Genomic DNA, 13,593 nt, shown 5'->3' on the forward strand with positions numbered 1-13,593 from the left:
CTGCATTTTTGAGACTGCGAAATTTTTATCCGAGACCGACGATCAGCCCAGTCTCCCAAGACAAGCCTATTGAGTTCCCATTTCTATAAGCGTACAGTCGTGTTCACTTATAGAGAGGAAGCCGTCATGACACCCAATAGAAGCGCTTCTCTGGCTCACGCGCCGATCAAACCGTTAATCGGCAGTCGTGTTCTCAATGGCAAGGATGATTTGCTGTCTGGCGGACTGGCCAGTGAAATACGCGATCTATTGGCCGAGCGTGGCGTGCTGGTTTTTCCGCAGGTCAGCTTCACTGATGCCGAGCAGATAGCGTTCACACAAACGCTTGGGGTTTTCTCGCCGGAAATCAGCGATGGTCAAGGCGTCACCAAGATCACTCTGGATGCGAAGGAAAACCCGGCCGGTGCCGAGTTTCTTAAAGGGTCACTGTATTGGCACATCGACGGCACGCGCAACGAGTCGCCGATTCTGGCTTCGTTGCTGTCTTGTAAGGTGACGGCGACGTGGGGTGGCAACACGGGTTTCTGTAATACCTACGCTGCTTACGAAGCCTTGTCCGAAGCTGACAAGCAACGCTACGAGGAGATGCGGGTCATTCACGCGCCCTGGGCGTCGTTGCTGTATTACGAGCCGGAACCCAGTCTGAAGAAGCTGCAGGCGATGCAGGCCATCGGTGAGAAAGAAATACCGCTGGTATGGAAGCATCGCTCTGGGCGCAAGTCGTTGATTCTCGGCTGCACGGCGCTGCAGGTCACCGGCTTGAGTGTTGCGCAAAGCGCGCAAGTTCTGGTTGGCCTTCGGGAGTGGGCGACTGCGGAGCCTTTCAGTTATAGCCATGAATGGCAGGTGGGGGATCTGGTGATCTGGGACAACACCGGCACCATGCATCGCGCGGAGGCTTACGATCCGGGCTGCTCACGCATGATGCATCGCACAAAACTGGAGGGTGAAGAGCCGTTCGAGTAACGCGGTCGATGCGGGCTCTTCAAGCTCGCGGTGCATTAGCGAGGTGCGGCACCTTTGAGAAACATGTCTACGGCTGTTGTCACCATTTCTTCTATTTCAGCGTGGGTCATGGGCGCCGGGTTCTGTTGGAAAAGCCGCTCTTCGGGCTCGGATGTAATCAGCGAAAGAAACTGTTTCGCCCTGACCCTTGGATTGCCCGGTCTTATTTCACCGCTTTCGATAGCAGCAGACATGAGCGAAGCGAGCGCGTCGATTCCCTGGCTTGGGCCTGATTCGTAAAACAGCTTGCCGATGTCCGAGCGACCCGATTCTGCGAGCACCATCCGGTAAACCTTGATGGCGGTCGAGTCGTTCGTGACGATCATTAACATCTGACGCCCGAATTCCAGAAGCTTCTGTTCGAGCGTAATGCCGGTATCCGATTTTGCTGTCAGGTCCGCCACGGCGTTGTACAAGTGCGAGGTGGCGTACATCTGAACGACGGCGACGAAGAGTGCCTCCTTGGATGCGAAGTAGCCATAAAGAGTGGCCTTGGAACCTCCGAGTCGCGTCGAAACCTCCTTCATGGAGGCGCCTTCGTACCCGAGTTCAAGGAATACGCTGGCAGCCGTTTCTACAATGGCGGTACGTCGACTCTCGGTGCGAACCTTCATTATTTCTCCATAAGAGTACACTGGTGTACATTTTAGTGTTGACGGTGACCGGGTAAGCGGCTAAAAGTATACAGGCTAGTACGGTTTTGGGCGACGTGACGGATAGGGTGTTGATTTCAGTACCAAGCGGGGTATTGGCGTAGGTCTTTATAGGCGGAGTGAGCGGGTCAATACAAACTGACTTGATCAAGGTTGCTTTTGATCAGGCCGAAGTTTGGCGCGGCCTCCTGGTGTTATTAGCGCAGCCTGATCACAACTACTTTCAAAAGAAGTATTGAACGGCACAGGCCTTATTGGTTATTTGCAGAAGCATATATCTGCTGACACTTTGCGCCTGCGATATGTAAATCGAGCACTGGCCCCTGAACGCTTTACCGTGTTTAACCTTCGGAGAAACAGATATGTGCGCAGATAAAGAACCCAAAGCGGGTGTGTTTTTACTGTTGGCACTGGCATTGGCCGGGTGCGCGTCTCAAGAGCCTTTTCCGTACGCAGGCATAGAGTCTGCTCGAGAGATGCGACCCAATAAGGCGGATGAGTCTGATCGCGTTCCGTATGCGTATAAAACTCGCGTGGACTGGAGTCGGTACAAGAATGTCATGCTGGAGCCAGTGACACTCTATTCCGGCGCAGATGAGCAGTTTTCCGGGATTACGTCGGAGGATAAGCGTGATCTGGCCAACTACATGACCGTCGAGTTCTCCGAGGCCTTGGGCAAGCGCTTTCGATTCGTGTCCACGCCTGGACCCGATACGCTGAGGATTCGGCTGACCTTGACCGGGGTGGAGACAACGACGCCGGTGCTGGCAACGTTCTCGAGGTTCGACATCGGCATGGGTTCTTATAATCTCGTTCAGGCTGCACGTGATCGCAAGGGGACGTTTACTGGCTCAGTCAGTTACGTGGTCGAGATCTACAACGCATCAACAATGCGTCTCCTTGAGTCCTATGTCTCTCGGCAATATCCGAAGGTGTATGACATCAGTTCGACGTATGGCCGCTTATCTGCCGCGAAATCGGGTATTGAAAGAGGTGCGGACAGTCTGGTTGATACGTTGGCTGAAAAATAAAGTCGCGCGCTCACCAAACAATTTCGACTATCTAATTGAAGTGCTTTTTATCTGTAGGAGCGCGCTTGCCCGCGATTCAGTGTGTCAGTCGATAAATATGTCGGCTGCTCTAACGCTATCGCGGGCAAGCGCGCTCCTACAGATAATGCAGTGCTTTTTAATGGATAGGTTTGTATGATATGAGCGTGACGCGGCTAGTTATTTATTTATCCAGACATACGAAAACGCCGGGGGATATATATTCCCCCGGTATTATCTGCAGGCAGTGAGCAAGTATCAGCGGTCAGTCGGTAAGTTCTGGTAGAGAATTGCAGTCGCCAACTCCATATCCGAGGCCTTCAGCTCAGGGTTTTCAGCGCGTGCACTGGCGATAGCCGCTTCCAGGTACGGGCCCCGGATGCTCCCGCCACTGGCGATAAAGCTGCTGGCATCGTCCTGGGTGGCGACGATCTGCTTGTTGTCCTTGGAAGTCAGGTAGCTGGAGCCGGTGGTAGCCCCCGACGTTAGTACGTTGCGCCAGAACGAGTCGGCCATTGCCGATGCCATGGGGACCGACAGCGCTGCGATGGTGGCTAAAGCGAATTTAAGACGCATGGGTATAAACCTCAATGGGTGGTGTTTTTTCTAAACCGTACAGTACGGTTCATTTATGAAAAGATCAACTCATCCATTTCAATCAAGCCTGTTGCGCCGGATCCGTTGAGCTCCTGAGGGCCAATCTCTGTCGCGCGACACCACCGCACTTAAGTTTTGCCAGATGCAGGTGTATCGTATTCGCCCCTCGCATCGACTCTCGACTGCGACCCGTGTCTGGTTTTTTGAGGTGTTCACGTTCATGTCTTTTACCCGTCGACAAATACTCGGTGGCCTTGTCGGTCTTGCCGTGGTTGGGCTTGGGGCGGGAGGAGCTTCGCGTTATTGGCTGGGTCGTCGTGGGCCGGGGGAGGGGCATGATTTCGAGCTGATCGCCGCGCCGCTTGATGTGGAGCTAGTGCCCGGGCATCAGACTCCGGCGTGGGCCTTCGGCAGATCTGCGCCGGGGACCGAGTTGCGGGTGCGCCAGGGCGAGTGGCTGCGCTTGCGCTTTATCAATCACCTGCCGGTTGAAACCACCATTCACTGGCACGGCATCCGTCTTCCGCTAGAGATGGATGGTGTGCCTTATGTGTCGCAACTGCCGGTCAAGCCGGGCGAGTATTTCGATTACAAGTTTCTGGTGCCGGATGCAGGCAGCTACTGGTATCACCCCCATGTCAGCAGCAGTGAAGAATTGGGGCGTGGGCTGGTCGGGCCGCTGATCATCGAAGAGCGCGAGCCCACGGGTTTCAAGCATGAGCGCACGGTCAGTCTGAAAAGCTGGCATGTGGATGAAGTAGGGGCGTTTACAGAATTCAGCGTGATTCGTGAGGCTGCACGTGAGGGGACGGCGGGGCGGCTTTCTACTATTAATGGCATTCCCCAGGGCGTGATTGAATTGCCGGCCGGGCAGATCACTCGCGTGCGCATTCTGAATCTTGATAACACCGTGACCTATCGCCTGAATCTGCCGGATGCAGAGGCGCAGATTTATGCGCTGGATGGCAATCCGGTCAAGCCTCGGCCATTGGGCAAAGATTATTGGTTGGGTCCGGGCATGCGCCTGTGTCTGGCGATCAAGGCGCCGCCAGCGGGTGAGGAGTTGTCGTTTCGAAATGGCCCGGTGCGCCTGGGGACTTTTCGTTCGGTCGCCAATGACGACGCGCCGGGTGAATGGCCGCCGGAACTGCCGGCTAATCCGATCGCCGAGCCGGATCTGGAAAACGCCGAGAAACTCAATTTCAACTTTGAATGGGTGGGCTCGGTGTCGGTCAATGTCGACAATGGCAAGCCGCCGAGTCTGTGGCAGATCAATGGCGAAGCCTGGGACATCACTGACAAGACCTGCGCTGATCGCCCGATAGCAAAACTGGTGCTGGGCAAGAGCTACATCTTCGAGCTCAAGAACATGACCCAATACCAACACCCGATTCACCTGCACGGGATGAGCTTCAAGGTGCTGGCCTCGGACCGGAGAAAGATCATTCCGTATTTCACCGACACCTTCCTGCTGGGCAGGAACGAGCGCGCACGTGTGGCGCTGGTGGCGGATAATCCCGGCGTGTGGATGTTCCACTGCCATGTGATCGATCACATGGAAACCGGACTTATGGCAGCAATAGAGGTTTCCTGATGCGGCAGCCGCAAATTATTGATCGCAGCCGCGATCAGGACTTCATGCGCGAAGCGTTGGCGTTGGCAGCTCAAGGTGCTGCGCTGGGCGAGGTGCCGGTGGGCGCGGTGCTGGTGCAGGACGGCGAGATCATTGGCCGCGGCTTCAATTGCCCTATCAGCGGCAATGACCCCAGCGCGCATGCCGAGATGGTCGCAATACGAGCCGCGGCGCAAGCGGTCAGCAATTATCGGCTGCCCGGCAGTACGCTGTACGTCACCCTTGAGCCGTGCAGCATGTGCGCGGGGCTGATCGTTCACTCGCGTGTTACTCGCGTGGTGTACGGCGCACTTGAACCCAAGGCCGGCATTGTCCAGAGCCAGGGGCAGTTTTTCACTCAGGGCTTTCTCAACCATCGTGTGTTGTTTGAGGGCGGGGTACTGGGGGAGGAGTGCGGCACGATGCTGAGCGAGTTTTTCAGGATGAGACGGGCGAAGGGGTGATTCTGAGTCGCTGGAATTTACGTTTTCACACAGTCTGTGTGGGAGCGAATTTATTCGCGAAAGGGCCGGTACAATCGCAACCTATGTGTCGCCTGAAATACCGCCTTCCCGAATAAATTCGGTCCCATAGGTTCATCATGAGCTTGAGATCATGGAGATCCAGTGAGCTCGCGTTTCATTTCAATATTGTTTTAGAGAGGCAGGGGGAAGTCTTTTACAGCGGAGGATTTTCTTCTGCAGGCTTGGTCTTGTTAACACCCGGCACATGCATATTGCTTTCTGCAACCTGGCTGCCTTCTAGCTGAGGCTGAGTGGCCCAGGTGAGAATGTCGTAGTAACGGCGGATGTTGGCCACGAAATGCACCGGCTCGCCGCCTCGGGCGTATCCATAGCGAGTCTTGCTGTACCACTTTTTCTGCGAAAGGCGGGGCAACATTTTTTTAACGTCGAGCCATTTATTTGGATTCAGGCCTTCGTTTTGTGCCAATTTCCGCGCATCTTCCAAATGTCCGCTACCAATGTTGTAGGAAGCGAGAGCAAACCACGTACGATCCGGCTCTAAAATCGTGTCGTCCAGCTGTTCCTTCACGTAGGCAAAATACTTTGCACCACCCTGAATGCTCTGTCTGGCATCCAGTCGGTTGGACACACCCATGGCCTGGGCGGTGTTTTGGGTCAGCATCATCAGGCCGCGCACGCCAGTCTTGGAAGTAACGCCGGGCTGCCACAGTGATTCCTGATAGCCGATGGCTGCCAGCAGACGCCAGTCCACTTGTTCTTTCTTGGCAGACGCCTGGAAGTGCTTCTCGTATTTAGGCAAGCGTTCCTGCAAATGCTGGGCGAAGGTATAAGCGCCCACATAACCCAAAACGTCAACGTGCCCGTAATAGCGGTCTTTCAAGCGCTGCAAGGTGCCGTTTTTATTGACCTTGTCGAGGTAGGCGTTGATTTCGTTGAGCAGGCTGTTGTCTTCGCCAAGTGCGACTGCCCAGCGCTGCCCTTTACCTTCGCCCAGATCGAAGGCCACGCGCACGTTGGGAAAGTAAACCTGATTCATCGCCAGTTCGTTGGAATCCACCAGCGTGATGTCAGTTTGGCCCTCATCTACCATTCGCAGGAGGTCAACAACCTCAACAGCGTCGGATTCTTCGTACTCGATTGCAGGATTTTGTGCTTTCAGAGCGGCCATCTGTTCGGCATGACTGCTGCCTTTAAGGACCATAATGCGCTTGCCGACCAGATCTGAAGGGTCGGTAGGGCGTGACTGGCCGTTGCGATAAATGACTTGCGGGGTGACATCAAGGTAGGAGTGAGAGAAGCGCGCCTGCTTTTTACGCTGCTCCGTATCGATCAATCCAGCGGCTGCCAGCACCGGACCGCCTGGTTTCTGGATCTGATCGAACAACTCATCAAGATTGTCGGCTGTTTCGATCTTCAGCTCTACGCCGAGATCTTCGGCGAAACGCTTGACCAATTCGTACTCGAAACCCGTCTCCCCGTTGCGATCCTGGAAGTAGGTCGCGGGGCTGTTGCGAGTGACCACGCGCAGCACGCCGTCCTCCTTTACTCGCTCCAGTGTGTTGGGTTTATCAACACAGGCGCCGAGCATCAGGAAGAGTCCGGTTGCGATGAGCCATCTGGCACAACGAGGGCGGAAGTCTGATTGGGAAAACATCGGAGCAGTATACGCAAAGCGCACCCGTCGCCATATCTCGACAGCGAAGCTCGGGTCTGCTAGAGCACCGCCTTTCTGATGGGCAAGCTGAGGGCTGCGTGAACGGCAACATGAGCCGCCGATATGCGGACACCGTCAATCTGGCCGTTTTGGGTGCTCAAGCAGTCGCTTTAGGCTAGAATGCACGGCCTCAAAGCACACCCCCTTCCCGAGGCTGTCCCGAAGATGTTGATCCTGCGCGGTGCTCCTGCCCTTTCTGCCTTTCGCCACAGCAAATTGCTGGAACAACTGAAACAGAAAGTTTCAGCTGTCAGCGGCTTGTATGCCGAATTTGCCCACTTTGCCGAAGTTACTGGCGATCTGACTGGCGAGGAACAGGAAGTTCTCGTTCGCATCTTGAAATACGGCCCGAGCGTGCCGGTTCAAGAGCCGAGCGGCCGGTTGTTCCTGGTGATGCCACGTTTCGGCACTATCTCGCCGTGGTCCAGCAAAGCGAGCGATATCGCCCGTAATTGCGGCCTGGCGAAGGTCCAGCGCATCGAGCGCGGTATTACCTTCTATGTAGAAGGACAGTTCAGCGAAGCTGAAGCGCAAATCATCGCCGGTTGCCTGCATGACCGCATGACGCAGATGGTGCTGGGTTCCGTACAGGAAGCCGAAGGCCTGTTCACTCACGCCGAGCCCAAGCCGCTCACGGCGATTGACCTGCTGGGCGGCGGTCGTGCCGCGCTGGAAAAAGCCAACGTCGAGCTCGGCCTCGCACTGGCTGAAGACGAAATCGATTATCTGGTCACCAGTTTCAATGGTCTGGGGCGCAACCCTCATGACATCGAGCTGATGATGTTTGCCCAGGCAAACTCCGAGCACTGCCGTCACAAGATCTTCAACGCCAGTTGGGATATCGATGGCGAGAGTCAGGAAAAAAGCCTGTTCGGCATGATCAAGAACACCTATCAGATGCACAGCGAAGGCGTCCTGTCTGCTTATAAGGACAACGCCTCGGTGATCGTCGGCAGCGTGGCGGGTCGTTTCTTCCCGGACCCTGAAACCCGCCAGTACGGTGCGGTTCAGGAGCCTGTGCACATTCTGATGAAGGTCGAGACTCACAATCACCCGACTGCGATTGCCCCATTCCCGGGCGCATCGACCGGCTCTGGCGGCGAGATTCGCGACGAAGGCGCAACGGGTCGTGGTGCCAAGCCTAAAGCTGGCCTGACCGGCTTCACCGTTTCCAACCTGCAGATCCCCGGCTTCGAACAACCGTGGGAAGTGAACTACGGCAAGCCTGAGCGCATCGTGACCGCGCTGGACATCATGCTTGAAGGCCCGCTGGGTGGCGCAGCGTTCAACAACGAATTCGGCCGTCCGGCCCTGACCGGTTATTTCCGTACGTTCGAACAGTCCATCAGTACGCCGCACGGCGATGAAGTTCGCGGATACCACAAGCCGATCATGCTGGCTGGCGGTATGGGTAACATCCGTGCCGAACACGTGCAGAAAGGCGAAATCACCGTTGGCTCCAAGCTGATCGTGCTTGGCGGCCCGGCGATGTTGATCGGTCTGGGCGGCGGTGCGGCTTCTTCCATGGCCACCGGTACCAGCTCTGCGGATCTGGATTTTGCGTCGGTTCAGCGTGAAAACCCTGAAATGGAGCGTCGTTGCCAGGAAGTTATCGACCGTTGCTGGCAATTGGGTGACAAGAACCCGATCAGCTTCATTCATGACGTCGGCGCGGGCGGTTTGTCCAACGCCTTCCCGGAGCTGGTCAATGATGGCGGCCGCGGCGGTCGTTTCGAATTGCGTAACGTACCGAACGACGAGCCGGGCATGGCCCCTCTGGAAATCTGGAGCAACGAATCCCAGGAACGTTACGTGATGGCTGTTGGCGCCGAAGATTTCGAGCGTTTCAAGGCGATCTGCGAACGTGAGCGCTGCCCGTTCGCGGTAGTAGGCGAGGCGACTGCCGAGCCGCAACTGACAGTGACCGACAGCCACTTCGGTAACAATCCGGTTGATATGCCGCTGGAGGTGCTGTTGGGCAAGGCTCCACGCATGCACCGCAGTGCTGATCGCGAAAACGAGTTGGGCGATGATTTCGACCCAAGCGTGCTGGATATCGAAGAAAGCGTACAACGCGTTCTGCACCACCCGGCCGTTGCCAGCAAAAGCTTCCTGATCACCATTGGTGACCGCAGCATTACCGGTCTGGTCGCTCGCGATCAAATGGTAGGGCCTTGGCAGGTGCCAGTCGCTGACGTCGCCGTGACTGCGACCAGCTTTGACGTCAACACCGGTGAAGCGATGGCGATGGGCGAGCGTACTCCGCTGGCACTGCTGGACGCTCCTGCTTCGGGCCGTATGGCCATCGGCGAAACGCTGACCAACATCGCTGCATCGCGCATCGAAAAGCTTTCCGATATCAAAATGTCCGCCAACTGGATGTCCGCTGCCGGTCACCCAGGTGAAGACGCTCGTCTATATGACACTGTGAAAGCGGTCGGTATGGAGCTTTGCCCGGCACTGGGTATCACCATTCCGGTGGGTAAGGACTCGATGTCCATGAAGACCCGCTGGAGCGATGACGGCGTCGAGAAGAGCGTGACGTCGCCGCTGTCGCTGATCGTAACCGGTTTTGCCCCGGTGACCGACATCCGCAAGACCCTCACCCCGGAACTGCGCATGGACAAGGGCGTTACCGACTTGATCCTGATCGACCTGGGTCGTGGCCAGAACCGTATGGGTGCTTCGATCCTGGCTCAGGTTTACGGCAAGCTTGGTCGCGTTGCGCCGGACGTCGATGACGCGGAAGACCTCAAGGCCTTCTTCGCTGTTATTCAAGGTTTGAATGCTGACGGCCACCTGCTGGCTTACCACGACCGTTCCGATGGCGGTCTGTTGACCACCACGCTGGAAATGGCATTTGCCGGGCATTGTGGTCTGGACCTGCACATGGACGGCCTTGCTGAAACGCCGGCTGAACTGGCAGCGATCCTGTTCAACGAAGAACTGGGTGCAGTCATCCAGGTTCGTCAGGACGCCACGCCAGACGTGCTGGCTCAGTTCAGCGCTGCCGGTCTGGAAGATTGCGTCGCGGTGATTGGTCAGCCGGTCAACAACGATGAAGTCGCCATCAGCTTCAATGGCGAGCCAGTGTTCAGTGGCCAGCGTCGTCTGTTGCAGCGTCAATGGGCTGAAACCAGCTACCAGATCCAGCGTCTGCGTGATAACGCCGAATGTGCCGATCAAGAGTTCGACGCGCTGCTGGAAGAAGATAATCCAGGCCTGACCGTCAAGCTGGGCTTCGACGTCAACGAAGACATTGCTGCGCCTTACATCAAGACTGGCGTGCGTCCGCAAGTGGCTGTGCTGCGTGAGCAGGGCGTCAACGGTCAGGTCGAAATGGCAGCTGCTTTCGACCGCGCGGGTTTCAACGCGATTGACGTTCACATGAGCGATATCCTGGCGGGCCGTGTCGATCTGAACGACTTCAAGGGCATGGTTGCTTGCGGCGGTTTCTCTTACGGTGACGTACTGGGGGCTGGCGAAGGCTGGGCCAAGTCGGCGCTGTTTAACAGCCGGGCGCGTGATGCGTTCCAGGGCTTCTTCGAGCGTCAGGACAGCTTCACCCTTGGCGTATGCAACGGTTGTCAGATGCTGTCCAACCTGCACGAGTTGATTCCGGGCAGCGAGCTGTGGCCACACTTCGTGCGCAACCGCTCCGAGCAGTTCGAAGCGCGTGTTGCCATGGTGCAGATCCAGGAATCGCCGTCGATCTTCCTGCAAGGCATGGCCGGTTCGCGTATGCCGATCGCCATCGCTCACGGTGAAGGTCACGCGGAGTTCGCCAACGATGAAGCGCTGGTCGCTGCCGATGTTTCCGGCACTGTGGCGCTGCGCTACGTCGATACCCACGGCAAGATCACCGAAGCCTACCCGGCAAACCCGAACGGTTCGCCGCGCGGTATCGGTGGCCTCACCACCCGCGACGGTCGCGTCACCATCATGATGCCGCACCCTGAGCGTGTATTCCGTGCGGTACAGAACTCGTGGCGTCCGGAAGACTGGAACGAAGACGGTGCGTGGATGCGCATGTTCCGCAACGCCCGTGCGTGGGTGAACTAAGAAACAATGTACAAGCTCGCGTTCTTTGTACCGCCGAGCCATGTGGAACAGGTCAAAAGTGCCGTATTCGCCGCTGGTGCAGGGCGAATCGGGGCTTATGATCAGTGTTCATGGCAGGTGCTGGGTCAAGGCCAGTTCCGCCCGCTGGATGGCAGCCAGCCATTTATTGGGCGGAGCGGTGTGGTCGAGCAGGTACAGGAATGGAAAGTCGAGCTTGTCGTTGCGGATGAGTTGATTCAGCCAGTAGTGGCGGCTCTCAAGCAGAGCCACCCCTACGAAACGCCGGCCTATGAGGTTTGGCGGCTGGAGGTTTTTTGATCTCCCCAGCGCTAATGATGCGGCATATGGGGACTTGTGGGAGCGAATTCATTCGCGAATAAGGCGGCACAGACGATAAATCTTTATCGACTGTACGTGCCTCTTCGCGAATGAATTCGCTGCCACAGGGATCGCGCAGGCAGTTAGATATGCGTCCTCCCGATGCCTGGATTAAGGCCTGATCTCAATCATCGTGCCGTCCTTCACCAGGCCCCACACTTCCCGCATGTCGTTGTTCTTCAGCGCGATGCAGCCGTTGGTCCAGTCCAGCGTGTGGAAGTACCACTCCGGATATTCCTCATCCACTGGCGTGCCATGAATCATGATCATGCTGCCGGGCTTCACGCCTTCGCGTTTCGAACGCTCGGCGTCCGCCGCATTCGGGTAGGAGATGTGCATTGACAGGTTGTAGTTGGTGCTGGTTTTACGCCAGTCCAGCCAATAGAAACCTTCCGGTGTGCGCTGGTCGCCTTCCTTGAGTTTGGTGCCTTTGGGTTGTTTGCCCAGCGAAATACGGTAAGTCTTCAGAGGCTCGCCGCCGCTGATCAGTTGCAATTGGCGAGCTGACTTGAGCACCAGCACCTTGTCGATTTTCTTGTCGGCAATGTTCTCAACGTTGACTACTTTTTCGCCGACGATCTTTTGCTCGCTGCCTTTGGGAACAATGGTCTGGGTAAACGAGGCCTGGGACAACGGCATGAAAGACAAGCACAAAGCAGCGAGCAACCAACGCATCGAAACGGTATCCCTGAAGCGGCGCCTGTAAGGGGCTGGCCTGATTAAGTGTCTTGAATGGGCCGCGACGGCGGCAGGGCTTCGTTACGCACAGGGTAAGCCTGCTCGCGACGATCAGCGAAGAAGCATTCTAGGGTACGCCGGACGGTCATGAAAGCCAGGTCCGACCAGGGTATATCCGCTTCATCGAACAACTGGACTTCCAGGCTTTCAATTCCCGCAGCGAATTCCGGTGTGGCCAGTTCGCCCCGGAAGAACACATGAACCTGATTGATATGCGCCACATCCACCAGCATGTACAGGTTCAGTTCGCCTGGTGTTGCACAGGCTTCCTCATAAGTTTCCCGGCGCGCTGCCTGTTCCATGGTTTCACCGTTTTCCATGAATCCGGCTGGCAAGGTCCAGAAACCCAGGCGCGGTTCGATGGCGCGACGACATAACAAGACCTTGTTATCCCAGACGGCCAGACAGCCCGCAACGATATTGGGGTTTTGATAATGAATGGTCTGACAGTGCTCGCAGACAAAGCGCAGGCGGCTGTCGCCTTCGGGTATGCGCTGGATGACCGGTTTGCCGCATTGGCTGCAGAATTTCATGGACGCGTTCAATTGCTGAATTCAGTCGCTATCTTGGCGTGTGCCAAGGGTGATCGGCAAGCTGCGCTTTAGTCGCGTTCACATTGTCCTGCGAGGACTTGGGCAGTTCGCCACTTTGGTGCATGATGCCGGGTAGGCAACAGATCGAGATTTCCCATGCTGGATGAGCTACTTCGCCGCGTAAGCAGTCATACGCCGAGCACCTTTGAGACGGATCGACTTTTCCCCGAAGCTGCGGTGTTGCTGCCTATTACCCGCAACGACGAGCCGGAGCTTATTCTGACGCTGCGTGCCAGCGGGCTGTCGACTCACGGCGGCGAAGTGGCTTTCCCTGGTGGGCGGCGTGATCCGGAAGACCGTGACCTGATTTTCACTGCACTGCGCGAAGCCGAGGAGGAGATAGGTCTGCCGCCGGGGCTGGTTGAAGTGATCGGGCCGCTCAGTCCGTTGATATCCAAGCACGGTATTAAGGTCACGCCTTACGTGGGGTTGATTCCCGACTTCGTGGAGTACCGCCCCAACGATGCCGAAATCGCCGCCGTGTTCAGCGTGCCACTGGAGTTCTTCCGTCAGGACACCCGGGAGCATACCCACCGCATCGACTATCAAGGTCAAAGTTGGTACGTGCCCAGCTATCGTTACGGCGAATTCAAGATATGGGGCCTGACCGCGATCATGATTGTCGAATTGATCAATGTGCTTTATGACAGCAATATCAGTCTGCATCACCCGCCAGAACACTCCGTGATCTAAGCATCGTTAAACAG

At 56.5% G+C, this 13,593-nt stretch carries 11 protein-coding genes and 1 pseudogene; 7 read left to right on the forward strand and 5 right to left on the reverse strand.

Annotated elements, in window-relative coordinates; all coding sequences use genetic code 11:
* Positions 1–126 precede the first annotated feature (126 nt).
* Complete coding sequence (locus K3169_RS07600; RefSeq protein WP_231676208.1) at positions 127–966, forward strand: TauD/TfdA dioxygenase family protein; 840 nt, start codon at positions 127–129, stop codon at positions 964–966.
* 35 nt (positions 967–1,001) lie between these two features.
* On the opposite strand, the gene K3169_RS07605 is transcribed toward K3169_RS07600, so the two are convergent.
* Positions 1,002–1,619, reverse strand: a complete 618-nt coding sequence (locus K3169_RS07605) for a TetR/AcrR family transcriptional regulator (protein WP_122707849.1) — start codon at positions 1,617–1,619, stop codon at positions 1,002–1,004.
* Between the two features lie 401 nt (positions 1,620–2,020).
* On the opposite strand from K3169_RS07605, the gene K3169_RS07610 reads away from it, so the two are divergent.
* The gene (locus K3169_RS07610; protein WP_099267637.1) at positions 2,021–2,689 is read left to right on the forward strand and encodes a DUF3313 domain-containing protein; all 669 of its coding nucleotides are present in this window, start codon (positions 2,021–2,023) and stop codon (positions 2,687–2,689) included.
* A 276-nt stretch (positions 2,690–2,965) separates the two neighbouring features.
* Here the strand turns inward: K3169_RS07610 and K3169_RS07615 are convergent, their stop codons facing one another.
* Positions 2,966–3,283 carry a DUF2388 domain-containing protein gene (locus tag K3169_RS07615; RefSeq protein WP_099267638.1) on the reverse strand — a complete coding sequence of 106 codons (318 nt, stop codon included), beginning with the start codon at positions 3,281–3,283 and terminating at the stop codon, positions 2,966–2,968.
* Positions 3,284–3,524: 241 nt separating this feature from the next.
* Between K3169_RS07615 and K3169_RS07620 the strand changes: the two genes are divergently transcribed.
* Positions 3,525–4,898, forward strand: coding sequence for a multicopper oxidase family protein (locus K3169_RS07620; protein ID WP_231676202.1), 1,374 nt, complete (start codon positions 3,525–3,527; stop codon positions 4,896–4,898).
* Positions 4,898–5,380 (forward strand): tRNA adenosine(34) deaminase TadA, encoded by a 483-nt coding sequence (tadA, locus tag K3169_RS07625; protein ID WP_027902587.1) that lies wholly within the window; start codon positions 4,898–4,900, stop codon positions 5,378–5,380. The genes K3169_RS07620 and tadA overlap by 1 nt, the downstream gene beginning before the upstream one ends.
* A gap of 214 nt (positions 5,381–5,594) precedes the next feature.
* Here the strand turns inward: tadA and mltF are convergent, their stop codons facing one another.
* A complete protein-coding gene (mltF, locus tag K3169_RS07630) occupies positions 5,595–7,055 on the reverse strand; it encodes a membrane-bound lytic murein transglycosylase MltF (protein WP_099267639.1) in 1,461 nt (486 codons plus the stop codon).
* Positions 7,056–7,280: 225 nt separating this feature from the next.
* Between mltF and purL the strand changes: the two genes are divergently transcribed.
* Positions 7,281–11,177 carry a phosphoribosylformylglycinamidine synthase gene (gene purL / locus K3169_RS07635; protein ID WP_263270849.1) on the forward strand — a complete coding sequence of 1,299 codons (3,897 nt, stop codon included), beginning with the start codon at positions 7,281–7,283 and terminating at the stop codon, positions 11,175–11,177.
* Between the two features lie 6 nt (positions 11,178–11,183).
* Positions 11,184–11,495 (forward strand): YqfO family protein, encoded by a 312-nt coding sequence (locus tag K3169_RS07640; protein ID WP_099267641.1) that lies wholly within the window; start codon positions 11,184–11,186, stop codon positions 11,493–11,495.
* A gap of 171 nt (positions 11,496–11,666) precedes the next feature.
* Here the strand turns inward: K3169_RS07640 and K3169_RS07645 are convergent.
* Positions 11,667–12,086 (reverse strand): annotated as a pseudogene (locus K3169_RS07645) (L,D-transpeptidase family protein); the annotation flags it as partial.
* 188 nt (positions 12,087–12,274) lie between these two features.
* A complete protein-coding gene (locus K3169_RS07650; RefSeq protein WP_263270850.1) occupies positions 12,275–12,826 on the reverse strand; it encodes an NUDIX hydrolase in 552 nt (183 codons plus the stop codon).
* 156 nt (positions 12,827–12,982) lie between these two features.
* Between K3169_RS07650 and K3169_RS07655 the strand changes: the two genes are divergently transcribed.
* Entirely contained in the window at positions 12,983–13,579 is a 597-nt protein-coding gene (locus tag K3169_RS07655; protein ID WP_263270851.1) for a CoA pyrophosphatase, read from the forward strand.
* The last annotated feature ends 14 nt before the right edge of the window (positions 13,580–13,593 follow it).

It is taken from the genome of Pseudomonas phytophila (genome assembly GCF_025643095.1).
Lineage (GTDB): Bacteria > Pseudomonadota > Gammaproteobacteria > Pseudomonadales > Pseudomonadaceae > Aquipseudomonas > Aquipseudomonas quasicaspiana.